25 protein-coding genes are annotated in these 23,295 nt (G+C 68.6%); 13 read left to right on the top strand and 12 right to left on the bottom strand.

All coding sequences use genetic code 11. The annotated features are described in order from the left end of the window. Positions 1-47 precede the first annotated feature (47 nt). Positions 48-749, top strand: a complete 702-nt coding sequence (locus tag BS329_RS12440; protein ID WP_076159569.1) for a Pr6Pr family membrane protein — start codon at positions 48-50, stop codon at positions 747-749. Here BS329_RS12440 and BS329_RS12435 read toward each other — a convergent pair. Continuing rightward, positions 693-1,922, bottom strand: coding sequence for an NADH:flavin oxidoreductase/NADH oxidase family protein (locus tag BS329_RS12435; RefSeq protein WP_076159566.1), 1,230 nt, complete (start codon positions 1,920-1,922; stop codon positions 693-695). The two genes, BS329_RS12440 and BS329_RS12435, sit on opposite strands and share 57 nt — an antisense overlap. A gap of 94 nt (positions 1,923-2,016) precedes the next feature. Then, positions 2,017-2,487, bottom strand: a complete 471-nt coding sequence (locus BS329_RS12430) for a DUF309 domain-containing protein (protein ID WP_076159563.1) — start codon at positions 2,485-2,487, stop codon at positions 2,017-2,019. Positions 2,488-2,522: 35 nt separating this feature from the next. Here BS329_RS12430 and guaB1 point away from each other — a divergent pair, with 35 nt between their 5' ends. Both guaB1 and BS329_RS12420 read left to right on the top strand, forming a co-directional pair. Beyond that, the gene (gene guaB1, locus BS329_RS12425; RefSeq protein ID WP_076159560.1) at positions 2,523-3,962 is read left to right on the top strand and encodes a GMP reductase; all 1,440 of its coding nucleotides are present in this window, start codon (positions 2,523-2,525) and stop codon (positions 3,960-3,962) included. A 33-nt stretch (positions 3,963-3,995) separates the two neighbouring features. Then, a complete protein-coding gene (locus tag BS329_RS12420) occupies positions 3,996-5,021 on the top strand; it encodes a glycosyltransferase family 2 protein (RefSeq protein ID WP_076160254.1) in 1,026 nt (341 codons plus the stop codon). 28 nt (positions 5,022-5,049) lie between these two features. Here the strand turns inward: BS329_RS12420 and phoH2 are convergent, their stop codons facing one another. Then, positions 5,050-6,336 (bottom strand): RNA 5'-3' helicase PhoH2, encoded by a 1,287-nt coding sequence (phoH2, locus tag BS329_RS12415; RefSeq protein WP_143253003.1) that lies wholly within the window; start codon positions 6,334-6,336, stop codon positions 5,050-5,052. A gap of 718 nt (positions 6,337-7,054) precedes the next feature. On the opposite strand from phoH2, the gene BS329_RS12410 reads away from it, so the two are divergent. Then, complete coding sequence (locus BS329_RS12410; protein WP_244197120.1) at positions 7,055-7,312, top strand: hypothetical protein; 258 nt, start codon at positions 7,055-7,057, stop codon at positions 7,310-7,312. A gap of 70 nt (positions 7,313-7,382) precedes the next feature. Here the strand turns inward: BS329_RS12410 and BS329_RS12405 are convergent, their stop codons facing one another. Beyond that, positions 7,383-8,159 carry an isoprenyl transferase gene (locus tag BS329_RS12405; RefSeq protein ID WP_037306485.1) on the bottom strand — a complete coding sequence of 259 codons (777 nt, stop codon included), beginning with the start codon at positions 8,157-8,159 and terminating at the stop codon, positions 7,383-7,385. 131 nt (positions 8,160-8,290) lie between these two features. Between BS329_RS12405 and trhA the strand changes: the two genes are divergently transcribed. Then, positions 8,291-8,932, top strand: coding sequence for a PAQR family membrane homeostasis protein TrhA (gene trhA / locus BS329_RS12400; protein WP_076159554.1), 642 nt, complete (start codon positions 8,291-8,293; stop codon positions 8,930-8,932). Between the two features lie 297 nt (positions 8,933-9,229). Here the strand turns inward: trhA and BS329_RS12395 are convergent, their stop codons facing one another. Then, the gene (locus BS329_RS12395) at positions 9,230-10,792 is read right to left on the bottom strand and encodes an FAD-binding oxidoreductase (RefSeq protein ID WP_244197119.1); all 1,563 of its coding nucleotides are present in this window, start codon (positions 10,790-10,792) and stop codon (positions 9,230-9,232) included. Positions 10,793-10,966: 174 nt separating this feature from the next. Here BS329_RS12395 and BS329_RS12390 point away from each other — a divergent pair, with 174 nt between their 5' ends. Further along, positions 10,967-11,344, top strand: a complete 378-nt coding sequence (locus BS329_RS12390; RefSeq protein WP_076159551.1) for a pyridoxamine 5'-phosphate oxidase family protein — start codon at positions 10,967-10,969, stop codon at positions 11,342-11,344. Positions 11,345-11,382: 38 nt separating this feature from the next. Next, entirely contained in the window at positions 11,383-12,129 is a 747-nt protein-coding gene (locus BS329_RS12385) for a potassium channel family protein (RefSeq protein WP_076159549.1), read from the top strand. Here BS329_RS12385 and BS329_RS12380 read toward each other — a convergent pair. The 3 genes from BS329_RS12380 to BS329_RS12370 form a co-directional block, all read right to left on the bottom strand. Beyond that, complete coding sequence (locus BS329_RS12380; RefSeq protein ID WP_076159547.1) at positions 12,086-13,972, bottom strand: acyl-CoA dehydrogenase family protein; 1,887 nt, start codon at positions 13,970-13,972, stop codon at positions 12,086-12,088. The two genes, BS329_RS12385 and BS329_RS12380, sit on opposite strands and share 44 nt — an antisense overlap. A 65-nt stretch (positions 13,973-14,037) precedes the next feature. Further along, a complete protein-coding gene (locus tag BS329_RS45150) occupies positions 14,038-14,172 on the bottom strand; it encodes a hypothetical protein (protein ID WP_279628145.1) in 135 nt (44 codons plus the stop codon). Between the two features lie 202 nt (positions 14,173-14,374). Continuing rightward, positions 14,375-14,935: a hypothetical protein gene (locus BS329_RS12370; protein WP_076159541.1), complete on the bottom strand. Its 561-nt coding sequence runs from the start codon at positions 14,933-14,935 to the stop codon at positions 14,375-14,377. A 173-nt stretch (positions 14,936-15,108) separates the two neighbouring features. Here BS329_RS12370 and BS329_RS43320 point away from each other — a divergent pair, with 173 nt between their 5' ends. After that, positions 15,109-15,258, top strand: coding sequence for a hypothetical protein (locus tag BS329_RS43320; RefSeq protein ID WP_158075774.1), 150 nt, complete (start codon positions 15,109-15,111; stop codon positions 15,256-15,258). Here BS329_RS43320 and BS329_RS12365 read toward each other — a convergent pair. The 3 genes from BS329_RS12365 to mca all read right to left on the bottom strand — a co-directional run bounded on the left by BS329_RS12365 (position 15,239) and on the right by mca (position 18,533). Then, entirely contained in the window at positions 15,239-17,257 is a 2,019-nt protein-coding gene (locus BS329_RS12365; RefSeq protein WP_076159538.1) for a thioredoxin domain-containing protein, read from the bottom strand. The genes BS329_RS43320 and BS329_RS12365 overlap by 20 nt on opposite strands. A 64-nt stretch (positions 17,258-17,321) precedes the next feature. Beyond that, a complete protein-coding gene (locus BS329_RS12360) occupies positions 17,322-17,639 on the bottom strand; it encodes a hypothetical protein (RefSeq protein WP_076159535.1) in 318 nt (105 codons plus the stop codon). After that, positions 17,640-18,533, bottom strand: coding sequence for a mycothiol conjugate amidase Mca (gene mca, locus BS329_RS12355; RefSeq protein WP_076159533.1), 894 nt, complete (start codon positions 18,531-18,533; stop codon positions 17,640-17,642). It abuts the gene before it with no gap. A 145-nt stretch (positions 18,534-18,678) separates the two neighbouring features. Between mca and BS329_RS12350 the strand changes: the two genes are divergently transcribed. The 3 genes from BS329_RS12350 to BS329_RS12340 all read left to right on the top strand — a co-directional run bounded on the left by BS329_RS12350 (position 18,679) and on the right by BS329_RS12340 (position 20,719). Continuing rightward, the gene (locus BS329_RS12350; protein WP_076159531.1) at positions 18,679-19,134 is read left to right on the top strand and encodes a DUF4307 domain-containing protein; all 456 of its coding nucleotides are present in this window, start codon (positions 18,679-18,681) and stop codon (positions 19,132-19,134) included. A 199-nt stretch (positions 19,135-19,333) separates the two neighbouring features. Beyond that, positions 19,334-19,834: a transcription elongation factor GreA gene (gene greA / locus BS329_RS12345; protein ID WP_020631458.1), complete on the top strand. Its 501-nt coding sequence runs from the start codon at positions 19,334-19,336 to the stop codon at positions 19,832-19,834. 81 nt (positions 19,835-19,915) lie between these two features. Then, positions 19,916-20,719 carry an MBL fold metallo-hydrolase gene (locus BS329_RS12340; RefSeq protein ID WP_076159529.1) on the top strand — a complete coding sequence of 268 codons (804 nt, stop codon included), beginning with the start codon at positions 19,916-19,918 and terminating at the stop codon, positions 20,717-20,719. Here BS329_RS12340 and BS329_RS12335 read toward each other — a convergent pair. After that, positions 20,716-21,189: an Lrp/AsnC family transcriptional regulator gene (locus BS329_RS12335; RefSeq protein WP_034305441.1), complete on the bottom strand. Its 474-nt coding sequence runs from the start codon at positions 21,187-21,189 to the stop codon at positions 20,716-20,718. The genes BS329_RS12340 and BS329_RS12335 overlap by 4 nt on opposite strands. Positions 21,190-21,311: 122 nt before the next feature. On the opposite strand from BS329_RS12335, the gene hppD reads away from it, so the two are divergent. Together hppD and BS329_RS12325 are read left to right on the top strand one after the other, a co-directional pair. Further along, complete coding sequence (hppD, locus tag BS329_RS12330; RefSeq protein ID WP_076160248.1) at positions 21,312-22,511, top strand: 4-hydroxyphenylpyruvate dioxygenase; 1,200 nt, start codon at positions 21,312-21,314, stop codon at positions 22,509-22,511. Between the two features lie 239 nt (positions 22,512-22,750). Next, positions 22,751-23,293 carry a YbaB/EbfC family nucleoid-associated protein gene (locus BS329_RS12325; RefSeq protein WP_076159526.1) on the top strand — a complete coding sequence of 181 codons (543 nt, stop codon included), beginning with the start codon at positions 22,751-22,753 and terminating at the stop codon, positions 23,291-23,293. Positions 23,294-23,295 lie beyond the last annotated feature (2 nt).

Below are 23,295 nucleotides of genomic sequence, written 5' to 3'. Positions count from 1 at the left end.
CGGCGGTGACGGGACGTACCGGCCCGGTCACCCATAAAGTAGGCAGAATGCAGGCTTCCAAGATCGCGCGTGCCTGGTTCGGCGCGACGGCACTGGTGGTGATCGCCGGCCTCGCCGCGCAGATCCCGGTCTCGGCGGGCGCCACGGGCGGCACCTTCGAGACCCCGGCCGGGCGGGTGGCCAACCTGCTGGCCTTCTTCACCATCGACTCGAACATCCTGGTCGGCATCGCCTGCCTGCTGCTCGCGCTCGGCACCGCGGGCCGGTCGGCCCTCTTCGGTGTCCTGAGGCTCACCGGCCTCGTCGGCATCACCGTGACCGGCGTCGTCTTCCAGGTCGCGCTCGCCGACCTCTACGAATTGCACGGCTGGGCCGTGTTCGCCGACACGATGCTGCACAAGGTGTCGCCGCTGATGTGCGTCGCGGGCTGGCTGCTGTTCGGGCCACGCGGCCAGTTGTCGTGGCGGGTCCTGTCCTGGTCGCTGCTGTACCCGCTGGGCTGGCTCGCGGTCACGCTGGTGCGTGGCGCGATCACCGGGTTCCACCCGTATCCGTTCGTCGACCCGGGCGTCAACGGCTACGGTGCCGTCGCCTTCAACTGCGTGCTGATCGGTGTGCTGTTCCTCGGCCTCGCGGCGGCCGCGGTCGGTTTCGACGGCACCTTCAGCCGTAGGGACGAACCGGACGACTACCTAGCCCCGGACCCGGCGGAAGGCGTTGAGCGGATCGGCGACGCCGGCGCGCACTAGCGTCCGCACCACGCCGAGCCGCCGGTCCACCGGTTTCCCGGCGGCCACCCGGTGCATCTGCTGGGTGTGCCACTGGATCTCGAGCAGGCTGTCCGCCAGCCGGATGCCGGTCTTCGGGGCCCCGCGTTCGGCACGGACGTCCTCGCCGCCCAGCAGACGGCCGGGCAGCGCCGGATCGACGATCAGCGGCCTGCCGAGACCGATCACGTCCAGCGCGCCGGAGCGCAGCGCGTCCGCCATCCCTTCCGGGCTGGTGAAACCGCCGGTGACCATCAGCGCGACGTCGGTGACCTGCCGCGCTTTCGTGGCGTAGTCGAGGAAGTAGGCCTCACGGCGGACCGTGCTCGCCTTGCCGGAACCCATCATGGCGGCCTTCTCGTAGGTGCCGCCGGAGACCTCCAGCAGGTCGATGCCCGCCTCCCCCAGCTCACGGACGACTTCGAGCGATTCCTCCTCGCTGAACCCGCCGCGCTGGAAATCCGCGCTGTTGAGCTTGACCGCGATCGGCACGGAGTCACCGACCTCGCCGCGCACGCGAGCGACCACTTCGAGCAGGAACCGGCGCCGCCGCTGGGCGTCACCGCCCCAGCCGTCGGTGCGCTGGTTGGTGAGCGGCGAAAGGAACTGCGACACGAGATAGCCGTGCGCGCCGTGGATCTGGACGCCGGTGAACCCGGCGTCGGCGACGGTGCGCGCGGCCACGCCGAACCGGTCGATGATCGCTTCGATCTCGTCGCCGGTCAGCGCCCTCGGCGTCGCGAACACCGAACGGATACCGCGGTCGCCGAACGGCACCGCGGACGGTGCGACCGGCTGCCTGGACAGGAACCGCGGGCTCTGGCGCCCCGGGTGGTTGAGCTGGACCCACAACCGGGTCTCGGTCCCGTCCGCCGACCGGGCCCAGGGCGTGAACCCGGTCGCGTCCGGCTCCCGGGGCACGGCGACGTTGCGGGGCTCGCCGAGCGCGGTGGGGTCGACCATGACGTTGCCGGTGATCAGCGTCCCGGCCCCGCCTCGCGCCCACGTCCGGTACAGCTCGGCCAGTTCGGCGGTCGGCCGGTTGCGGCGGTCACCGAGCTGCTCGCTCAGCGCGGCCTTGGCCAGCCGATTCGGCAGGATCGCGCCGCACCGCAGTTTCAGCGGTTCGGCCAGCAGTTCCTTGGGCTCGCTCATCGCGTGTCCTCCCGCCGTTACCTACCGAGCAGTATCCCTACTCGAAGTAACATACCCGCGGTATGTCCAGTACTCAAGGTGCGGCGAGACGGTGCTATTGGCCCAGTAACCGAGGCGCGACCGGCTCCACCCGTGCGCGCACCTTCACCTCGTCGGCCATCTCCCGCGCCCAAGCCTGCAATCCGGGGATGTCGATCCCGTGCGGCCTGGCCTCGCGAAACGGCTCGATGTTGTCCGCGCCGCGCTCCAGCAGCGAGACCGCGCCGTTGCCGTTGCCCCTGGCCACATGGGTCAGGCCGACGGCGAGCTGCGCGAGAGCGCGCCACAGCTCCCGCTCCGCCCCGTCGGCGGCCTTCCACGCGTCCTCGAACACCTCGTGCGCGTGGAACGGACGGCCCGCGTCGAGCAGGCGCTGGGCCTCGGCGATGGTGTCCTCGGGGGCCCGCTCGATGCCCTCGGGCTGCCGCTCGACACCGTCGGCGCCGTACGGGAGCGGCCTGCCGAGACCGTCACGAGGGCGTGCGTTGCGGGCTCGTCCGGCTTCGTCGCGGTCCCGGTCGGTCATGCCGTCATTGTCCCACGCGGGTATCCTGGGGCCTCGTGCGCTTTCTCGACGGGCATCGGCCCGCTCACGACCTGACCTACGACGACGTGTTCCTCTTGCCGAACCGTTCGGACGTGGAGTCCCGCTTCGACGTCGACCTGTCCACTGTGGACGGCACCGGCGCGACGATCCCGATCGTGGTGGCCAACATGACCGCCGTCGCCGGTCGCCGGATGGCCGAGACGGTCGCCCGGCGCGGCGGGCTCGTCGTACTCCCGCAGGACGTCGACACGGCCGCTGTCGCCGACATCGTCACCTGGGTGAAGAGCCGTCACACCGTCTGGGACACCCCGCTCGTGCTGACCGGCGGGGACGCGGTGGCCGACGCGCTGAACCTGGTCGGCAAACGCGCCCACGGCGCCGTCGTCGTGGTGGACGAGGACGGCAAGCCGGTCGGCGTCGTCGACGAAGCGGCGTGCGCCGGTGTCGACCGCTTCGCGCGGCTCGGTGACGTCGCGGAGCCCGCGCTCGTCACGGTCCCGTTGGGCACCCCGCCGCGCGAGGTGTTCGAGCGCCTGCACGCCCACGGCGGCCGTCTCGCGCTCGGCACCGACGAAAACGGCAGGCTGGCGGGCGTCCTGACCGAGATCGCGGCGCTGCGCGCGGAGATCTACACCCCGGCCGTCGACGGCGGCGGGAATCTGCGCGTCGCCGCCGCGATCGGCGTGAACGGCGACGTCGCGGCGAAGGCCGAGGCCGTCCTGGCGGCGGGTGTCGACGTACTGGTCGTCGACACCGCACACGGCCACCAGGAGAAGATGATCTCCGCGCTCAAGGCCGTCCGGTCGGTGAACCCTCAGGTCCCGGTGGTCGCCGGGAACGTGGTCACCGCGGAGGGCACGCGCGACCTGATCCACGCGGGCGCGGACGTCGTCAAGGTCGGTGTCGGCCCCGGCGCCATGTGCACGACGCGGATGATGACCGGCGTCGGCCGCCCGCAGTTCTCCGCCGTCGCCGAATGCGCGGCCGCGGCCCGGGAACTGGGCAAGCACGTCTGGGCGGACGGCGGGGTGCGGCACCCGCGTGACGTCGCGCTCGCGCTGGCCGCCGGCGCGTCCTCGGCCATGGTCGGCTCGTGGTTCGCCGGTACCCACGAATCCCCCGGCGACTTGCGCCACGACGAACAGGGCAAGCCGTACAAGGAATCGTTCGGCATGGCGTCGAAGCGCGCCGTCGGCGCCCGCACCCGCACGGACAACGTCTTCGAGCGCGCCAAGAAGGGTCTGTTCGAAGAGGGCATCTCGGCGTCCCGGATGGCGCTGGACCCGGCTCGCCCCGGCGTCGAAGACCTGCTCGACTCCATCGGTTCCGGCGTCCGCTCGGCCTGCACGTACGCGGGCGCGAGGACGCTGGAGGAGTTCCACGAGCGCGCGCTGCTCGGCATCCAGTCGGCCGCGGGCTTCGCGGAAGGGCGGCCGCTGCCCGCCGGCTGGTGATCTCCGAGCCCTGAAAGCACTAGGGTGCACCGGGTGAAGCCCCTGAGACGAATCGCGGCGGCGGCGGTGGACCGCCGCCACACAGAGGAAATCGCCGCGCTGAGGTCCACGGTCGCGGACCAGGCCGCGGAACTGGACCGGTTGCGCGCGGTGCTGGACCACCACACCGCCTGGCTGGAGGACCACGGCCGGGCGTTGCGGGACGGCGCCGCGCGCACCACCACCGTCGAGGCCAAACAGGAAGCCATCGAGGCCAGACAGGAAGCGCTCGACGGCTGGCTCGACAGCCACGACACCGCGTTCGAAGGCCTGCATCTCCGGACCGAAAAGCTCGAAGCGGCCCGCGCCGTCCAGACCTTCACCCAGTGGCTCGAACCGCTGGAACTCACCACCACGCCGAAGATCTCGGTCGTCCTGCCGACGCACGACCGCGCCACCCTGCTGCCCCGCGCGATCGCGTCGGTGCAGGCGCAGCACTATCGGAACTGGGAACTGGTGGTCGCGGACGACGCCAGTTCGGACTCCACGCCCAAGGTGCTCGCGGCCCTCGAAGATCCGCGTATCCGCACGATTCGCGTGGCACACCACCGGGTCAGCGCCGCACGCAACGCCGCGCTCGCCGAAACGACCGGTGACGTCGTCGCCTACCTGGACGACGACAACACGATGCATCCTTTGTGGCTCAAGGCCTTGGCCTGGGCGTTCGGCGAGCACCCGGAGGTCACCGTCGCGTACGGCGGGTACGTCATCGACGACGTCGAAGGGCTGCCGAGCCTGCTGCTGAAGCCGTACAGCCGTGGGGCCCTGCTCAAGGAGAACCTCGCCGACACCGGCGCCGTCGCCCATCGCGCGGGCCTCGAAGAAGCCCGCTTCGACGAATCACTGGTCGAAATGGACGACTGGGATCTCCTGCTGAGCCTCACCGCCGATCGCGACCCGTTCGTCATCCCGGCGATCTCGTGTTTCTATTCCACGGCCGCGCCGGACCGCCTTTCCCACGGCCCTACCTACGACGCCGATTTCGCCGCGGTGCGAGGGAAGCACGGGGAGTCCCTTTAGGACTGTCCCCAAGGGACTCCCCGATCGGCTAACCGTGGTCCTCCAGCATCTCGGTGACGAGCGCCGCGATCGGCGAACGCTCGGAACGGGTCAGCGTGACGTGCGCGAACAGCGGATGCCCCTTGAGCTTCTCGATCACCGCCGAAACACCGTCGTGCCGTCCGACCCGCAGGTTGTCGCGCTGCGCGACGTCATGCGTGAGCACGACCCGCGAAGCCGTGCCGAGCCGCGAAAGCACGGTCAGGAGCACGTTGCGCTCCAACGACTGCGCCTCGTCGACGATGACGAACGTGTCGTGCAGCGACCGCCCGCGGATGTGCGTCAGCGGGAGCACCTCGAGCATGCCGCGGTCGAAGACCTCGTCGAGGACGTCCTGGCTGACCAGCCCGCCGAGGGTGTCGAACACCGCCTGCGCCCACGGCTGCATCTTCTCGCTCTCGGAACCGGGCAGGTAGCCCAGTTCCTGGCCGCCGACCGCGTACACCGGCCGGAACACCACGACCTTGCGGTGCTGGCGGCGTTCCATCACCGACTCCAGCCCCGCGCAGAGCGCGAGCGCCGACTTACCCGTACCGGCGCGCCCGCCCAGCGAGACGATGCCGACGTCGGAGTCCAGCAGGAGATCCAGCGCCACCCGCTGCTCGGCCGAACGGCCGTGCAGCCCGAACGCCTCCTTGTCACCCCGCACGAGCCGGATCCGCTTGTCCGCGGTGACCCGGCCCAGCGCGCTCGAACTGCCCGCCAGCAGCCTCAGGCCGGTGTGACAGGGCAGTTCGCCGACCTCGGGCATCCCGAACTCCGCCGGATCGACGGAAGGGCCGCTGAACAGCGCGTCGACCAGGGTCTGCGGGACGTCCACGTCCGCCATCCCCGTCCAGCCCGAGGGCGTCACCTCCTGCGCGCGGTACTCGTCGGCCTCCAGGCCGACGGCGCCCGCTTTGACACGCAGGGGGATGTCCTTGGTCACCAGCGTGACCGACGCGCGTTCCGCCGCCAGGTTGAGCGCGCAGGCGAGGATGCGGTGGTCGTTGGAGTCGGTGCGGAAGCCGACCGGGAGCACCGTGGGGTCGGAGTGGTTCAACTCCACCTGCAGGGTGCCGCCGTGCTCACCGATCGGGATCGGCGCGTCGAGCCTCCCGTGCTGACGACGCAGGTCGTCGAGCATGCGAAGCGCTTCACGCGCGAACCAGCCCAGTTCGGGATGGTGACGTTTCGCCTCCAGTTCACTGATGACGACCAGCGGGAGCACGACCGCGTGTTCGGCGAAACGGGTCACCGACCAGGGGTCAGAGAGCAGGACCGACGTGTCGAGCACGTAAGTGGACCGCTGGGATTCGGGCGAGATCGAGGCTTTCTCCGGGCCAGGGGCACCGGTCGAAGAACGGCCAGAGGCCTTGCGGGGTGAACGCTGCGCAGTCACGACGGCATCTCCCTCGTGGGCGTGGCACCACGCCCGCACTCGCTGGGCCGGGCACTTCCCTGGCCAACCGCTCCTTCCGACGCCTTCCGCGTCAGACGGCTCGGCCACGAGGGCCGGGTGCCGGCCCCCTCGTGCATCCACTGGGCGGCTGTGCCGCCCTGTCGACAACTGCCACGACCAGGGCCTCCCGTGAGAGTCCGCATGGGACGCGAACCCTCACTTCCGGAAGGTACCTGCGTCCGGGCGATCGCGCAGGCAGCCACCACGGTGATTCGCCAAACCGTCATCTCACTGTCGGTCGCGGGACATCAACGCCTGGTCACCGTCACGATAAGTAGTGATGATCACCATTCAGGGACGCTCTTCGACGTGACCCGGATGGATCAACGCGACAGAGGGCGTTCACCTGATCGAACTCGGGCTTCTACCACATTGGGTAGCGGAGCGCCTTTGCGTCAGAGACAGAGAACCGTACTGAGTGAAAGGCACCTTTCTCGCCCCACACAATGGGCTGACGAGATGGTCACCGTCCCGGTGAAGCGAGTACTTTTCTCACCGCGGGACACACCCACCGGATTCCGTGCCCCGTTCACCTGAATATCTCTACCAAGGAGTGTGCGCAGAGCCGAAAAAGGCCGGTTTCGTTCTCGCCGTCGCCGCGGGTCTCATGATGGTCGGCGGAACCGCGTTCGCCGCGACCGGTGACACCACCGGTAATCCGGACCCCACGTTCGGTAACGCTAACAACACCTTCATCGAGGGCGGTGGCGCGCTGGGCTATGGCGCCCCTTCGCTGGTCGCCGGCACCCACACGGGCATCGCCACCACCCCGGCTCTGATTCTCCACCCGCTGGAGCACCACCACCACTGATCTTCAGCGTCTACGACGAAGGCCCCGGAAGTGCACTCCGGGGCCTTCGTCTTGTCCGAGGTCAGGCACCTCAGGAACCGAAGCGCCGGTGACGCCAGGCGTAATCACGCATGGCACGCAGGAAATCGACCCGGCGGAACGCGGGCCAATAAGCTTCGGTGAACCAGAATTCCGAATGCGCCGATTGCCAGAGCAGAAATCCGGAAAGCCGCTGCTCACCCGAGGTACGGATGATCAGATCCGGATCCGGCTGACCCGAGGTGTACATGTGTTCGGAAATATGGTCGACGTCCAAAATCTTCGCGAGCTCGCGGATCGAGGTGCCTTCGTCGGCGTGCTGGAGCAGAAGTTTGCGGACCGCGTCGGCGATCTCCTGACGCCCTCCGTAACCGACCGCGACGTTGACCTCCATCCCGGAACGCCCTTCGGTGCGTTCCGCGGCCGCGCTGAGGGCCTTCGCGACCTCCGGGGGCAACAGGTCAAGGGCTCCCACGATGCGGAGCCGCCACGGCGTGTGCGGCGCGGCGAGCTCGTCGGTGACGTCGGTGATGATCTTCAGCAGGGGACTGAGTTCCTCGGCCGCGCGGCCGAGGTTGTCGGTCGAGAGCAGCCACATGGTGACGACCTCGACGTCGGCCTCGTTGCACCAGCTCAGGAAGTCGGCGATCTTCTTGGCGCCGGCCCGGTGGCCGTCGGCGACGTCGGTGAAGCCCGCTTCGCGCGCCCAGCGGCGGTTGCCGTCCAGCATGATGGCGATGTGGCGTGGATGACGCCCCTTGGCCTGCTGGATCAGGCGCCTGCCGTAGGCGCTGTACACGACGTCTGACAAGAAGGACCGAAGACTCACGCCAGTGGAGGGTAGTCACCCCGCGGGCCCCAGTGGGACGCGCCACGGACACTGGCAAAAAACCTACGGTGCCGTAACCTGAGAGAGTGAGCGTAGAGACCGAACCCCAGCCGTCCGGCCCCACGCCCTTGGTGGACACACGTCCTCGCCTGCGGGGCCACCTTCACTTCTGGTCCTTCTTCGGCGCCGTCGCCGGAGCCGCGGCCCTCATCAGCCTCGCGGCGTCCACTGTGTCGCCCATCGCCGTTTTGTCCACTTCGGTCTACGGCCTGACCGTACTGGGCCTCTTCGGCGTGAGCGCGCTCTACCACCGTCGTTTGTGGAGCCCACGGGCATACGAATGGATGAAGCGCGCCGACCACTCGATGATCTTCCTGTTCATCGCCGGCACTTACACGCCGTTCGCCCTTCTGGCGATGTCGCAGCCGACCGGGTACATCGTGCTCGCGATCGTGTGGGGCGGCGCGATCGGCGGCGTCACCCTGAAGATGCTGTGGCCGAACGCGCCACGGTGGCTGGGCGTGCCGATCTACATCGCACTCGGCTGGGTCGCCGTCTTCGTCCTTCCCGAACTGGGCGCGCACGCCGGGATCGCGGCGCTCGTACTGCTCTGCGTCGGTGGGCTGTTCTACACACTGGGCGCGGTGTTCTACGCGGTGAAGTGGCCGAACCACTTCCCGGACACGTTCGGGTACCACGAGTACTTCCACGCCTGCACGGTTCTCGCGGCTGTCTCGCACTACATCGCGATCTGGCTGGCGATGTACGCCTAGATGAGTGATTCCGTGAAGGTCGCGTGAAGTGCATCTCGAGCGAGGACGTCCTTCAGCGTGAACCAAGGACGCTTCCACGCGCGAAGCGCCTCTACGGACAGTCACAGCACCTCATTGAGCTGCACATGATTTTCACGGAATCAACCGTCCAGCCGCTGGTGAGCCAGTCCCGAAGTTGATCGTCGTCGCTTAGGCCGATCAGCCGCACCACAGCCGAGTTGCCGCTGTGGTCGGCAGCGTTCAGCAACCGCAGTCACCAATCCTCACTTGCCTCCCATCGGGGTCGCCCGAATCGCGTCAAGTGCCCGACAGCAACTCGATCCCCAGCGCGTGCGTGAAGACGTTCCGCGGATCCCACCGCGCCTTCACCCGCCGCAAACGCGGATAGTTCCCCTGGTAGTACAACGTCGACCAAGGCACTCCGGACGTGTTCCAGGCCGGATCGGCCAGGTCGACGTCGGGATAGTTGATGTACGAGCCGTCATCGACCGGCACCCCACCGGTCGCGGAGTAGACGTCCCGGTACAACTCACGCACCCAGGACAGATTCGCCGCGTCATCCGACGGTTCCAGCCACAGTGAGCTGTAGACGGCCTTCATGATCGCCCCGCGCTGCGCGATCGCGGTCGCCTCGGGAGCGACGGCGGCGACCTGGCCTCCGTAACCGATGACCTGAATCCCGCCCCGCACCGTCGTGGCCTCGCTCAAGTGCCGGTGGATCGTCGCGAGCTGGGCCGGCGTGAACGACCGGCGCAGGTACGCGGCCTTGATCTTGTACCGCCGCGTCGCCACATCACCGGGTTGCCCGAGGCCGGGCCAGGTCGTCGCGTGTGACCACGGCGCCTTGTACCGGTAGGTGTACGCGGGCTCGACGCCGAGCGCGGTGACGAGGCCGGTCACCAGCCGATCCACGCCGGGGAGGTCCGCATCGGCTTGAACGGTGAGTTCGAGGGTGCCGGTGTCGCGGTGCTTCAGGTGCAGGATCGGGTACAGGCCGGTGCTCGGTGAGCCAGGGGCGCTGTTGCGTTCCATCCAGGCGCCGAAATTCCCGACGATTTCGGTGAACGCCTGATCGTCCCAGTTCCAGACGGCGAGGCAGGTCAGCATCTCCCGTGGTTGCGGCGGCAGCAGACGGGACGGGTCGGTGCCGGTGGCGCCGGGCGAACGCAGCCAGTAGCGGGTCACCACGCCGAAGTTGCCCCCGCCGCCGCCGGTGTGCGCCCACCACAGGTCGTGGTTCTGGTCTCGGGAGGCCACCACGGCACGGACGCCCGGCTGATCGGCCACGACCACCTCGACGGCTTCCAGGTGATCGACCACGGCCCCGTACCGCCGCGACAGCGGGCCGTACCCGCCACCGGCGATGTGCCCGCCCGCGCCGACTTCGGGACAGCCTCCCGCCGGGATCGTCACGCCCCAACCGCGCCCGAGGGTCCTGTACACCTGCCCGAGGGTCGCGCCGGGCTCGACGAAGAAGGCGCGTCGCGCGGAGTCGTAGCCGACGGCGTCCATTCGCGACAGATCGATCAGCGTCCGCGCCGCCGGATCGGCGGTGAGGTTCTCGAAGCAGTGCCCGCCGCTGCGCACCGCGATCCGCCGGCCTGACCGCACGGCGTCCGACACCGCGCGGACGACCTGGCCGGTCGATCCGGTCAGGCGCACCTCGTCGGGCTTCCCCACGAAACGGAAGTTGTTGGCACGCACCAAACCGTCGTAACGGGAGTCGCCGGGACGGACCGTCACCGCACCGGGTTCGTGAAGTTCCGCGTCGGCGACGCCGCCGACCGTCGCGCTGACGGCCACGGCTCCGGCACCGGCAAGCAGCCCGCGTCGACTCAGCTCGTTCATCGTGTTCCCCATGCGTTCATCGTCGCGGGATCGCGACGCGGGCACCTCAACCGGACGGAGGAGGGCAGGGTGGAAAAGCGGATCAACCGTTCGGCTGAGTGACCAGGAGAGACACACGCGTGTTCCCTCTGGCACAAGAAAGTGCCTTCTTCCGCAAGTCCCGGAACACAGGCCAAGATCGCCACCATGGCCAAGAACGCACCGCCCCGCCCACTAGACGACGCCGCCCTCAGTGACTTCCTCGCCGAACACACCTTCGGCGCCCTCGCGACCCTCAAGCGCGACGGCCGCCCGCACCTCTCCACCGTCGTCTACGACTGGAATCCCGAGACCCGCGAGATCCGGATCAGCACGACCGAAGATCGCCTCAAGGTCAGGCAGATCCGCAACAATCCGCACGCGTCCCTCTACGTCTCCAGCGCCGATCACTGGACCTTCGCGGTCGTGGAAGGAGAAGCGGAACTCTCCGAAGTCGTTCGAACACCGGAGGACCCGGACGAGCGCAGGCTTTTCATCACCCTCAAAACCGGGAAACTCTATGGAACCGCGCTCGACATCGCTTAACGTACGCACCTGGAAAAGGCCAGGTGAGGAGACGCCCGATGTGGGAAAAGCGGATGGAGTGGCCGCTCAACGCCGCCGCCGTACTGTTCTTGGCCGCCTACGCGTGGCCGATCCTCCAACCCTCGCTCGGGCACACCGGCAAGGTCTGGTGCGAGGTGGTCACCTGGCTCTCCTGGGCGGTCTTCGCCCTGGACTACGGCGTCCGCCTCAAGCACGCCAAGGACAAACGGGACTTCCTGAAGAACACCATCTTCGACCTGCTGATCATCATGCTCCCGCTGATCCGGCAGCTGCGGCTGCTCCGGCTGGTCATGGTGCTCAACGTCCTCAACCGCAACGCGGGCCTCTCGCTGCGGGGCCGGGTCGTGGTCTACACGGTGGGCGCGACGGCGCTCATCGTGTTCTGTTCGGCACTCGCCGTGCTCGACGCCGAACGGGCGGCGCCGGACGCGCCGATCACCGACTTCCCGGACGCGGTGTGGTGGTCGATCACGACGATCACCACGGTCGGCTACGGCGACCGCTATCCCGTCAGCGGCACCGGCCGCGTCGTCGCGGTCGGGTTGATGGTGGCCGGGATCGCCCTGCTCGGCGTGGTCACCGCGACCCTGGCGTCGTGGCTGATCCGCCGGGTGACCGAGGCCGACGAGAACGCGCAGGCCGTCACCCGCGAGCATCTCGACGAGCTGACCCGCGAAGTCAAGGCGTTGCGAGCCGAACTCGCCGAGCAGCGGGCGGTGGTCAGTCCCGCAGCATCGGAGCCGCTAGGTACTGCTCGGGGATAGCGAAGGCGTCCACGAGTGTCCGCGCGTGCGGACGCAGGTCGGCGCACAGCGTGTTCACCGCCGCGGTGACGGCCTTCGAGCGCCCGGAGGTCAGGCGCCCGTGTTCGAGGAACCAGCCCCGATCCGCCTCGATGTTCGCGAGCGCGTAGAGGTCGCAGACCCGCTCAAGCAGCTCGCGCGCCTCCGCGTCGGCACAGCGCTCGATAGCGTCGATGAACGCCTCCAGCACCACCCGATCGACGTGCACCCGCCCGGCACGCAACACGTGGTCCTGGGCGTCATTGAAGACACCGAAGGGATCCGACGCGGCTTTACGCAGGCGCTGCGCGACTCCGCCGAGTACGTGCTCTTCGCGGTCTTCGAAGAGCTTCAGGTGCCACTCGCGCGAGTACAGCACGTCGCTGTCGTCAGCGTCGGTGAGCCGCTCGACGACCTTGCGCGCGGACGTCCGTTCGATCACGGCCTCGACGAACTGCTCCGCCACGAACCGCGCGGTCGCGAGCGGGCTCAGGTCTTCGAAATGGTCCTTGTAGCTGGTCAGCAGGCCCTTCGCGACCAGCTGGAGCAGCACGGTGTTGTCGCCCTCGAAGGTGGTGAAGACGTCTGTGTCGGCCTTCAGCCCGGCGAGCAGGTTCTCCGAGAGGTACCCGGAGCCGCCGCACGCCTCGCGAGCGGTCTGGATGGTCGCCGTCGCGTGCCACGTCGAGACGGCCTTGATCCCGGCCGCCCGCGATTCCAGCTCGCGCTGCTCCTCCTCCGGCGCGTCCTCCGCGATGTCGTGAAGCTTCGCGACAAGCGCTTCCTGCGCGAAGTGCAGCGCGTAGGACGTCGCCAGCGCCGGCAACAGTTTCCGCTGGTGGGCGCGGTAGTCGAGGATCACGACCTCCTCGCCCTCGGGCCGCGCGAACTGCCGCCGCTGCTCGCCGTACCGGACGGCCAGCGCCAGCGCGCGTTTCGTCGCGCTGCCGGCGCTTCCCGCGACGCTGACCCGGCCGCGGATGAGCGTGCCGAGCATGGTGAAGAACCGGCGGCCGTCGCTTTCGATCGGGCTCGTGTACGTCCCGTCCTCGGCGACATCACCGAACCGGTTGAGCAGTGCCTCACGCGGAACCCTCACCTGGGTGAAAGTGAGCCGCCCGTTGTCGACGCCGTTGAGACCGGCCTTGCGCCCGCAATCCTCGATCTCGACGCCGCTCACGTTCTCGCCGCGGATCGGCACCACGAACGCGTGCACGCCGCGCGACTCGCCGCCGGTGATCAGCTGCGCGAACACGACCGCGAGTTCGCCGTCGCGGGCGGCGTTGCCGATGTACTCCTTCATCGCGCCGCGATCCGGCGTGTGCACGACGAACTCACGCGTGTCCGGGTCGTAGGTCGCGGTGGTCCGCAGGTGCTGGACGTCCGAGCCGTGGCCGTGTTCGGTCATCGCGAAGCAGCCCAGCAGGTCCAGATCCTTGATCCCGCGCAGATAGCGCTCGTGGTGGCGCTCGGTGCCGAGCAGCTGCACGGCGCCGCCGAACAGGCCCCATTGGACCCCGGCCTTGACCATCAGCGAGAGGTCGCCGAAGCCCAGCATCTCGAACGACGTCACCGAGCCGCCGACGTCACCGCCACCGCCGAACGCCGGGTCGAAACCGAGCCCCGGCCGGTCGGTGCGGGCCAGCAGGCGAAGCCACTCGAGGACCTGTGCGCGGTGCGCTTCGACGTCGAGGTCGACAGGGTCCTTGAAGTCCTCCGCGGCCATCTGCGCGCGCACCGCGCGACGCAGTTCGGCCCACCGTCCATCGAGGACGGTGGTCAGCGCGTCCGGGTCGATCTTCGCGGGAAGTCCTGGTGTGTCCACGATTCCTCCGATGCGGTGCGGTCTGCGCCCAGCCTGCCGCACCGCATCGAGGAGCGCAGGACGAATCAGACCGGTTCCCCGTTGATCGTGGTGTTCTCGAAGCACAGGTCATCGACGTGTTTCAGGGCGTTCTCCGTGTTCGCGACGCCGTCGAAGCGGCAATCGCTCACCCGCGGGCCACGGACGTGTGAGTTGGGCAACCCTCGGACTTTGAGCGCCGCTGGCTCCAGACGGTTGATTCCGCGCAAATCACGCGAAGCTCAGTGACTGTCCCCAGAGGACACCATGCGAGTCGAACCGTCCGATTGGCTGCCGTATGCCCCTATGCCGAGGTCGTCCTTCCTCGGGGGCGCACTTCACACGACCTTCACGGAATCACTCGTCCAGGGCCGGACCGCGGCTTCAGGAAAGGTCCGGTCCCTGTGAGCGGAGATCGTCGACCTTGGTCATCGCCTCCCGGAGCTCGGCGAGCCAGGTGTCCGCGTGCTGCCCGACCAGCCGGACTGCCCACGCCAGCGCCTCCGACCGCGACCGCGCGACGCCCGCGTCGACGAGGGTGTCGAGGACCAGGCGTTCCGGTTGCCGCAGCCTGGTCATGACCGGCGCCGAATGCGTGGTGAACAGGTGCCGCGTGCCGCCGAGGCTCGCGCCCCAGGCGACCTTGCGCTGATACCGGTGCTCGGCCTGGCGCGCGATCTCGATCCGCTCGTCTCGGGTCTCCTCGCGGAACCGGCTGATCCGGCCGTCCTCGGCCGCCGCACGGGCGGCGTCGTCGGCGTATTCGCCGGTGAGTGGCGGGAGTTCGCCGACGATGACGATCTCCTCGCGATCCACCGTGACCTCGGGATCCCCGGTGAACCACCCCTCCGGGAGCCGCCCGCCGAACCACGCGCCCGCGTCGTCCGCCGACGGGATCTCCGCCTGCTGCCAGCCGCCCCGGCCTTTCCAGCCACCGCGTCCCATCTGTCTCTCCGCCCTGAAGTAGGTGTACATGCTCGCCTCCGCGATTACATGATTACAACGCTACGCTCGCAACGGCCGAGATTCAGGCGTGTTCTCCTCCGGCGTAATCAGGGGCAACCTGATGACCTGCGCGGACGTATCCCCTTCAGTGATTCTCGGGGAAGGGAAACGGCATGCTGAAGAAAATCCTGATCGGCGCTCTCCTGTTCGGAGCGGCTCAACTGGCGGTGGTCGCGCCGGCCGCGGCGGGCGGCCACACCCCGGACGGCCCGGTGACGAGTGCTCCGTCGACGTCCACGAAGCCTATGGCGTGGGACTGGTGAGCTGAGAGCGCAGCTCCTCGGCGGTGGTGACCGGGCGCTCGCACACGTAGCCGCGGCACACGTACGCGGCGGCCGCTCCTCCGGCCGGCGGACGGTCGGCGAGCAGCGGCACGCCGTCCGCGTCCGGAATCCCGCTCACGACGACGGCGCCGTCCGGCAGCGACGCGACGGCCGCGGCCAGCAGCTCCTCCCGTGAGGCGGCGTCCGGTCCGACCACGGCGACCTGGACCGGCCCCGCGGCGGCGGCTTCGGCGACCGAAAGCCAGTGCCCGGCGAACCTCGGCGCGTGGGCGGCGAGCCGTCCCGCGCGGGCCAGCGCCCGTTCGGCCGCCTCGCGGTAGCGGCCCACCTGGTCGTGCCCGGCCAGCACGGACGCGGTCAGCAACGCGTTCGCCAGCGCCGAGGCCCCCGACGGACTCGCGTTGTCGGTCGGGTCGGAAGGCCGCTGTACCAGGACTTCCGCGTCGTCGGCCGTGTCGTAGTAGGCGCCCGGTGAGTCCGGAACGCCGAAATGAGCCAGGGCGAGGTCCAGCAGCGTGATCGCGTCGGCGAGCCAGCGCGGCTCCCCGGTCGCCTGGTGGAGTTCGAGCAACCCTTCGGCGAGGCACGAGTAGTCCTCCAGCACTCCGGCGGTCGTGCCGACGACGCCGTCGCGCGAGGTCCGGCGCAGTCGTCCGTCCACGAAATGGCTGTCCATCAGGAAAGCCGCCGCACGGGTGGCCGCGTCGATCCACCGTGGACGGCCGAGCCGGGAACCGGCCTTGGCCAGCGCGCCGATCGCGAGCCCGTTCCAGGCGGCGATGACCTTGTCGTCACGGGCGGGCTGAGGACGTCCGTCGCGAGCGGTCAGCAGCGCCCGCCGGACCCGTTCGTGGCGTTCACCATCCGAGGGGTGCGGTTCACGCAGCCTCAGCGTCGAGGCACCGTGCTCGAAGTTGCCGCGCTCGGTCACCTGGAACAGCTCGGCCGCCCAAGCGCCGTCTTCCTCTCCGAGCACTTCGACGAGCTGCGCGGGCGTCCAGACATAGGTGAGCCCCTCGACGCCGTCGGTGTCCGCGTCGAGCGAAGCGGCGAACCCGCCTTCGGCCGTCCCGAGGTCGCGCAGCAGGAATTCCGCGGTCTCCTCGACCGTCCGGCGGGCGTACTCGTGCCCGGTCACGCCCTGGAACTGAGCATAGAAACGCAAAAGCAAACCGTTGTCGTACAACATCTTCTCGAAGTGCGGCACTTCCCAGCGGGCGTCGACCGAGTAGCGCGCGAATCCGCCCGCGAGCTGGTCGTTGAGGCCGCCCAGCGCCATCGCCTCGGCGGTGTGCTCGACCGGGCCGAGATCGGATCCGGTGCGCTCGTGGTGACGGAGCAGGAAGGTCAACGCCATCGTCGGCGGGAACTTCGGCGCTCCCCCGAAACCGCCGGTCTCGGCGTCGTATTCCTTGCGCAGCGCCGAGACCGCCCCGTCCAGCGCGGCACCGTCCACAGCGGACTCCGGCAGCGGGCCGCTCCTCTCCGTGAGGTGGGCGATGATCTGCTGGGCGCCGGAACGCAGTTCCCCCGGGCGCTCACCCCAGGCTTCGGCGACCGCGACCAGCAATTGCGAGAACGACGGCATCCCCGGCCGCGGCGACGGCGGATAGTAGGTGCCGCAATGGAACGGCTCACCCTCCGGCGTCAGGAAACACGTCATCGGCCAGCCACCCTGGCCGGTCATCGCCTGCGTGGCCGCCATGTACACCGAGTCGATGTCCGGGCGCTCTTCACGATCGACCTTGATGTTGACGAAGTTCGCGTTCATCAGCGTCGCGGTGGCTTCGTTCTCGAACGACTCGTGCGCCATGACGTGGCACCAATGGCAGGCCGCGTAACCGACCGAAAGCAGGATCGGCACGTTCCGCCGCTTCGCCTCGGCCAGCGCTTCTTCACCCCAGGGCCACCAGTCCACCGGGTTGTCGGCGTGCTGAAGCAGGTACGGGCTGGTCGCGGCCTTCAGGCGGTTCGACATGAGCCCAGGGTCGCATGCCGAAGTCAGGACCACCGATCCAAGCTCGGCTCGGCCGAAGAAACGCTCAGTCGGATTTCTTCGCCTTCGCGGCGGGCTCCGCGGGCGCGTCGGCGACAGCCTTCTCGGAAGCTTCGTCAGCGGAAGCCTCCGAAGCGGCCGGCTCGTCGAAGCTCTCCGGGAGCCGCTTCAAGTGCTTGGTCATCGACCGCACCAGCAGCGCGACGGCGATCAAGAACAGGATCAGGATCAGGAAACCCACCGGTGACGACTTGCCGAAATCCTCACCTTGGCCGCCGTTGTCGCCGTTGCCGGGCTGCTGCGCCAGGAACTGCGACGCAGCCGTCACCGGGACGACGGCGAACGCCGGCACCACGAAACTCATCTAGCCCTCCTTCAAACCGGCGAACAGATCGTCCTCCGGCAGGGTGCTGTCCACCAGTGAGCGGACCAGCTCGTACTCCTCGGTCGGCCAGACCTCGCGCTGCAGGTCACGCGGGACGGCGAACCAGCGGCTGTTCGGGTCGATCTGGGTGGCGTGTGCCTTGAGGGCCTCGTCACGCTGCTCGAAGTAGTCGCCGCACTCGACGCGGGTGGTCACCCGCTCCATGACGTCGGCCTTCTCCGGGTCCCACGACTTGAGCCATTCCTCGTACGGCGACTCCAGCCCGCGCGCGAGCAGGCCCTCGTGGAACACGGTCATCCTGGCGCGTGAGAACCCGTGCACGTAGTACAGCTTCAACGGCTGCCACGGCTCGCCCTCGTCCGGGTAGCGCTCCGCCTCGCCGGCGGCGTCGAAGGCCGCGACCGAGATCTCGTGCGTCCGGATGTGGTCGGGGTGCGGGTACCCGCCGTTCTCGTCGTAGGTGACGATCACGTGCGGGCGGAACTCGCGGATGACCTTCACCAGCGCGCCGGTCGACTCTTCGAGCGGGATGACCGCGAACGAGCCCTCCGGGACCGGGGGCAGCGGGTCGCCCTCGGGCAGGCCCGAGTCGAGGAACCCGAGCCACACGTGGCTCACGCCGAGGATCTTGGCCGCGCGGGCCATCTCCTCCCGGCGGATGTCGGTCATGTTGGCCAGTACGTCGGGACGGTCCATGGCCGGGTTCAGCACACTGCCCGCCTCGCCGCCGGTACAGGTCACGACCATGACCTCGTGCCCTTCGGCGGCGTACCTGGCCAGAGTGGCGGCACCCTTGCTCGACTCGTCGTCAGGGTGCGCGTGCACCGCCATCAGGCGGAGGCGTGACTTCGGCGGTTCATCGGCTAGCACCATGCTCCGAACGTCCCCTTCTCGTTCCCTATTCCCCCACGACCCTGCCTGACGGCCCGCGCGACCGGGCGCGGATACTCGAGGGGGACCACTCGCATACGACTTCATTGTCCCTGCGAGCACGACGACACCAACCGGGAGGCCCGGGTTGAGCACGGGACAGGATGCTCCCACCGCGGAAAGCACCCGGACGGACCTGCTCGAGAGCCGCTACGGCAAGACCCGCGCCGCGCGGCCCGCCCGCTGGCGGCGGGTGCTGTACCTGGTGATCGCACTGCTGGTCAGCGGCGGTATCGCCTACGTGATGTACACGAACTTCGGCGGCGCGCCCATCGAAGGCGAACGCGTCTCGTTCGACGAGAAGCCGGGCGACGCGATGGAGATCACGATCAACGTGACCAGGGACGACGTGAACCGTCCCGGAGTGTGCGTCGTCCGGGTCCGCGACAAGGCCGGAGCCGAAAGCGGGCGCAAAGAGGTCCTGATTCAGCCTGGTTCGAAGAACAGCAGGGTGACTACCACCATCAAGAGCATCGGAAAGCCGGTCACGGCTGATATCTTCGGATGCTCATACGATGTACCACGGTACCTGTCAAGGCCATAGCGGCCAACGGGGTGAAACGGGCGCCCAACGCCGAGGCGCGACCGAAATGACCGGCGGCGCTGTCGCGCGCCGTGTTACTCTGATCTACCGGCACGGCCCGAGACGGGCCGTGTTTTTCCTTTATCTCAACCAGGTCGGCACGCCATGCCGGTCTGGCGGCCGGCTTGTACACCCAAGCCTGGCAGGCCCCTACGAGGAGATGGTGACCGTGAGCGACACCAAGGTGACCTGGCTGACCCAGGATGCCTACGACAAACTCAAGCAGGAACTCGACCACTACATCGAGCTCCGCCCGGTCATCGCTGCGAAGATCAACGACAGCCGGGAGGAGGGTGACCTCAAGGAGAACGGTGGCTACCACGCCGCGCGCGAAGAGCAGGGCCAGCACGAAGCCCGCATCCGCCACCTCCAGGAACTCCTCCGTTCGGCCAAGGTGGGTGAGGCGCCCGCCAACGACGGCAGCGCCGGTCCCGGAAAGGTCCTCACCGTGCGCTACGACGGTGACGACGTCGACGAGAACTTCCTCTTGGCGACCCGTGAAGAAGGCACCGAAGGCGATCTGGACGTCTACTCCCCGGAATCCCCGCTCGGGAAGGCGCTGCTCGGCGCCAAGGAGGGTGAGACCCGGGAATACGAACTGCCCAACGGCAACATCCAGAAAGTGACGCTCGTCAAGGCCGTGCCCTACACCGGCAAATAAGCCTCCGCGCGCGCCCGGCCCGACATGGCCGGGCGCGCGGATGAGCCGTTAGCGTGACCTCCGGATCAACCTGGAGGGATCATGAGCGAGCTACCGATCTGCGTCGCCTGTGGCATGCAGTACGCGGAACCCCGGTCCGACTGCCCGATCTGCGAAGACGAACGTCAGTACATCCCGCAGGCCGGACAGCGGTGGACCGATTTGAACACCGTTCGCGCGAGCGGGACGTACACGGCCCGCGTCGAGGAGCAGGGACCCGGCCTCGTCGGAGTCGGGTCCACACCCAACTTCGCCATCGGCGAGCGGGCGCTGCTGGTCAAGGCCGGATCCGGCAACTTCCTGTGGGACTGCGCGGGCTTCATCGACGACGACCTCGTCGCGAGGGTCCGTGCACTCGGCGGGATCACCGGCATCGCGATCAGCCATCCGCACTACTACACCACCATGGTCGAGTGGGCCCACGCCTTCGACGCGCCCATCTACCTGCACGAGGGCGACCGGCAGTGGATCGGCAGGCCGGATCCCGCGATCAAGCTGTGGAGCGGGGTGACCCTCGACGTCGCCCCCGGCCTGCGGCTGATCAACCTCGGCGTGCATTTCGACGGCGGGACGGTGCTGCACTGGCCCGGCGGGGAGAACGGCCTCGGCGCGCTGCTCTCGGGCGATATCCTCCAGGTCATCCCGGACCGCCGGTTCGTCGGCATGATGTACAGCTACCCGAACCTCATCCCGGAGCGCCCGGAGGTCGTCCGGCGCGCGGCCGAACTGCTGGAACCGTACGAGTTCGAGGCGATCTACGGCGCTTGGTGGGACGCGATCATCCGCACCGGCGGGCACGAGGCCGTCCAGCGGTCGGCGGCGCGGTACCTGCACCAGGTGCGCTAGCTCCGCGCCAGCCGTTCCAGCAGCGGCCGTACGCGCGGCGGAACCGGCGTCGACAACGCGATCGACGTCGACGTCCGCCGCACGTACGGCGCGCCGACCACCTCGTCCACCACCCGTTGCAGGTCGTCGTTGTTGCGCGCCACCATCCGCACGAAGAGGTCGCCTTGGCCTGTCGTCGCGTAGACCTCGCACACCTCGTCGATCGCCGACAGCGCCTCCGCGACCTCGGCCCGGCGGCCTTGGGCGATCTCCAGGACGGCGAACGCGGTGAGGCCGTATCCCATCGCCGCGAGGTCGAGTTCGGGCGGGAAACCGCCGAGGATCCCACGTTCGGTCAGCCGGTCCAGCCGAGCCTGCACGGTGCCCCGCGCGACGCCGAGGCGGCGCGCGCATTCGAGCACGCCGAGCCGCGGCGAGTCGGTGAGCAACAGCAGCAGCCGCGCGTCCAGCGCGTCGAGTGCTTCCGACATCGCGCCTACCTCCTACACAGGTTGTCCACTATGACCGCGCCATCGCGGGCTTCACTGGGCATAGTGTGCAGCGAAATCTTTGACCATTGCGCATTTTGTCACGCGCTCGGATGCTTCATGACATGACGCACACAGTGGAACCCCAGGGTGCTCTTGACGACGTGAGCTACGACCAGCTGCGTCAGCTCGTCGGGCTCGTCGACCACGACTCTTCGACCGACCCGTTCCCGGTGAAGTCGATGGACGCGGTGGTGTTCATCGCGGGCAACGCCACGCAGACCGCCTGGTTCTACCAGGTCGCGTTCGGTATGCAGCTCATCGCGTACTCCGGTCCCGAGACCGGCGACTTCGAACGCAAGTCGTTCGTGCTGAAGTCCGGCTCGGCCCGCTTCGTGATCACCGGTGGCGTCAAGCCCGACTCCTCGCTGCTGGACCACCACCGCCGCCACGGCGACGGCGTCATCGACCTCGCGCTCGAGGTCGCCGACGTCGACCGCTGCATCGACCACGCCCGCGCGCAGGGCGCCACCGTCCTCGAGGAGCCGCACGACGTCTCCGACGAGCACGGCACCGTGCGTATCGCCGCGATCGCGACCTACGGCGAGACCCGCCACACGCTGATCGACCGGTCGAAGTACACCGGCGTCTACCTGCCGGGCTACGAGCCGCGCGAGAGCAAGATCGTCCGCCCCGAGGGCGCGCCGAAGCGGCTGTTCCAGGCCGTCGACCACTGTGTCGGCAACGTCGAACTCGGCAAGATGGACTACTGGGTCGACTGGTACCACCGCGTCATGGGCTTCGTGAACATGGCGGAGTTCGTCGGTGACGACATCGCGACCGAGTACTCGGCCCTGATGAGCAAGGTCGTCTCCAACGGCAACCACCGCGTCAAGTTCCCGCTCAACGAGCCGGCGATCGCGAAGAAGAAGTCGCAGATCGACGAGTACCTCGAGTTCTACGGCGGCGCGGGCTGCCAGCACATCGCGCTGGCCACCAACGACATCATCGCCACGGTGAAGGCGATGCGCGCGGCGGGCGTCGAGTTCCTCGACACCCCGGACTCCTACTACGACGACCCGGAGCTGCGTGCGCGGATCGGCGAGGTCCGGGTGCCGATCGAGAAGCTCAAGGAGCACCGCATCCTGGTCGACCGGGACGAGGACGGCTACCTGCTGCAGATCTTCACCAAGCCGATCGGCGACCGCCCGACGGTGTTCTACGAGCTCATCGAGCGGCACGGTTCGCTCGGCTTCGGCAAGGGCAACTTCAAGGCCCTGTTCGAGGCCATCGAGCGCGAACAGGAGCGCCGAGGCAATCTCTGACGGCGAGGCGCCATCAGCGCGGCGCCGCGGCGACCTCTGACCCGGCAGTTCGCAGGGCGTGAAAGGGCTCTTCATCGCACTTTGTGCGGTGAGGGGCCCTTTCGCTACGTGATGGTTCCGACTTTGTCGGCCCGGGGTGATACACCGGACGAGCACTAAACTTCGAGCGCACCGGAACCGGTCGTGTCTTCGGATCGTCAGTGTGTTTACGTCAGCATGCAGCTTGTGGAAGGGCCCCGATGCCGGACAACGTCGACGCCAGCGAACAGATGGTGGACAACTGGACGAAGCAGATCCAGGAGACCGCCGCGCGCTATCAGGCGATGGCCGCCCGCATGCAGGGGCAGACCGTGACGGAGCGGTCGAAGGACAACACCATCGAAGTGACGATCGATTCGAAGGGCCTGCTCACGAATCTCGTCATCTCCGAAGCCGCGAGCGGCAAGCGGATGGCCGAGGTCTCGTCGCAGGTCATGCGGCTCGTGCAGCTCGCGCAGTCACGGATCCCGGAACTGCTGCAGGCGGCGATGGCCGAGACGGTCGGCGCAGGCGACGAGACGGCGAGCCGCGTGATCGCGGAGGCCCAGAGCACCTTCCCGGAAGCACCCCCGGAGGAGGACCTCGCTCCGCCGGCGCCCGAGCGGCACCACCGCTTCGGCCCGGAGGAGGAAGATCCCTCGCCGCCGGCGCAGGCGAACCCGCCGCAGCCGAAGCCGATCCCGCGGCGGCGCCGCACGCGGGACGACGACGATGACGACTTCGGCGGCAGCATCCTTTCTTAGAC

The organism is Amycolatopsis coloradensis (genome assembly GCF_001953865.1).
GTDB lineage: Bacteria > Actinomycetota > Actinomycetes > Mycobacteriales > Pseudonocardiaceae > Amycolatopsis > Amycolatopsis coloradensis.
The sequence above is the reverse complement of the archived record's forward strand: the minus strand, read 5'-3'. Positions and strand labels throughout refer to the sequence as shown.

Bases quoted from the DNA above. Each gene is read 5' to 3' on its own strand.
- BS329_RS12440 (WP_076159569.1), top strand. From the start codon at position 48: ATGCAGGCTTCCAAGATCGCGCGTGCCTGGTTCGGCGCGACGGCACTG.
- BS329_RS12435 (WP_076159566.1), bottom strand. From the start codon at position 1,922: ATGAGCGAGCCCAAGGAACTGCTGGCCGAACCGCTGAAACTGCGGTGC.
- BS329_RS12430 (WP_076159563.1), bottom strand. From the start codon at position 2,487: ATGACCGACCGGGACCGCGACGAAGCCGGACGAGCCCGCAACGCACGC.
- BS329_RS12395 (WP_244197119.1), bottom strand. From the start codon at position 10,792: ATGGGGAACACGATGAACGAGCTGAGTCGACGCGGGCTGCTTGCCGGT.
- BS329_RS12390 (WP_076159551.1), top strand. From the start codon at position 10,967: ATGGCCAAGAACGCACCGCCCCGCCCACTAGACGACGCCGCCCTCAGT.
- BS329_RS12385 (WP_076159549.1), top strand. From the start codon at position 11,383: ATGTGGGAAAAGCGGATGGAGTGGCCGCTCAACGCCGCCGCCGTACTG.
- BS329_RS12370 (WP_076159541.1), bottom strand. From the start codon at position 14,935: ATGGGACGCGGTGGCTGGAAAGGCCGGGGCGGCTGGCAGCAGGCGGAG.
- BS329_RS43320 (WP_158075774.1), top strand. From the start codon at position 15,109: ATGCTGAAGAAAATCCTGATCGGCGCTCTCCTGTTCGGAGCGGCTCAA.
- BS329_RS12365 (WP_076159538.1), bottom strand. From the start codon at position 17,257: ATGTCGAACCGCCTGAAGGCCGCGACCAGCCCGTACCTGCTTCAGCAC.
- BS329_RS12360 (WP_076159535.1), bottom strand. From the start codon at position 17,639: ATGAGTTTCGTGGTGCCGGCGTTCGCCGTCGTCCCGGTGACGGCTGCG.
- mca (WP_076159533.1), bottom strand. From the start codon at position 18,533: ATGGTGCTAGCCGATGAACCGCCGAAGTCACGCCTCCGCCTGATGGCG.
- greA (WP_020631458.1), top strand. From the start codon at position 19,334: ATGGTGACCGTGAGCGACACCAAGGTGACCTGGCTGACCCAGGATGCC.
- BS329_RS12340 (WP_076159529.1), top strand. From the start codon at position 19,916: ATGAGCGAGCTACCGATCTGCGTCGCCTGTGGCATGCAGTACGCGGAA.
- BS329_RS12335 (WP_034305441.1), bottom strand. From the start codon at position 21,189: ATGTCGGAAGCACTCGACGCGCTGGACGCGCGGCTGCTGCTGTTGCTC.
- hppD (WP_076160248.1), top strand. From the start codon at position 21,312: ATGACGCACACAGTGGAACCCCAGGGTGCTCTTGACGACGTGAGCTAC.
- BS329_RS12325 (WP_076159526.1), top strand. From the start codon at position 22,751: ATGCCGGACAACGTCGACGCCAGCGAACAGATGGTGGACAACTGGACG.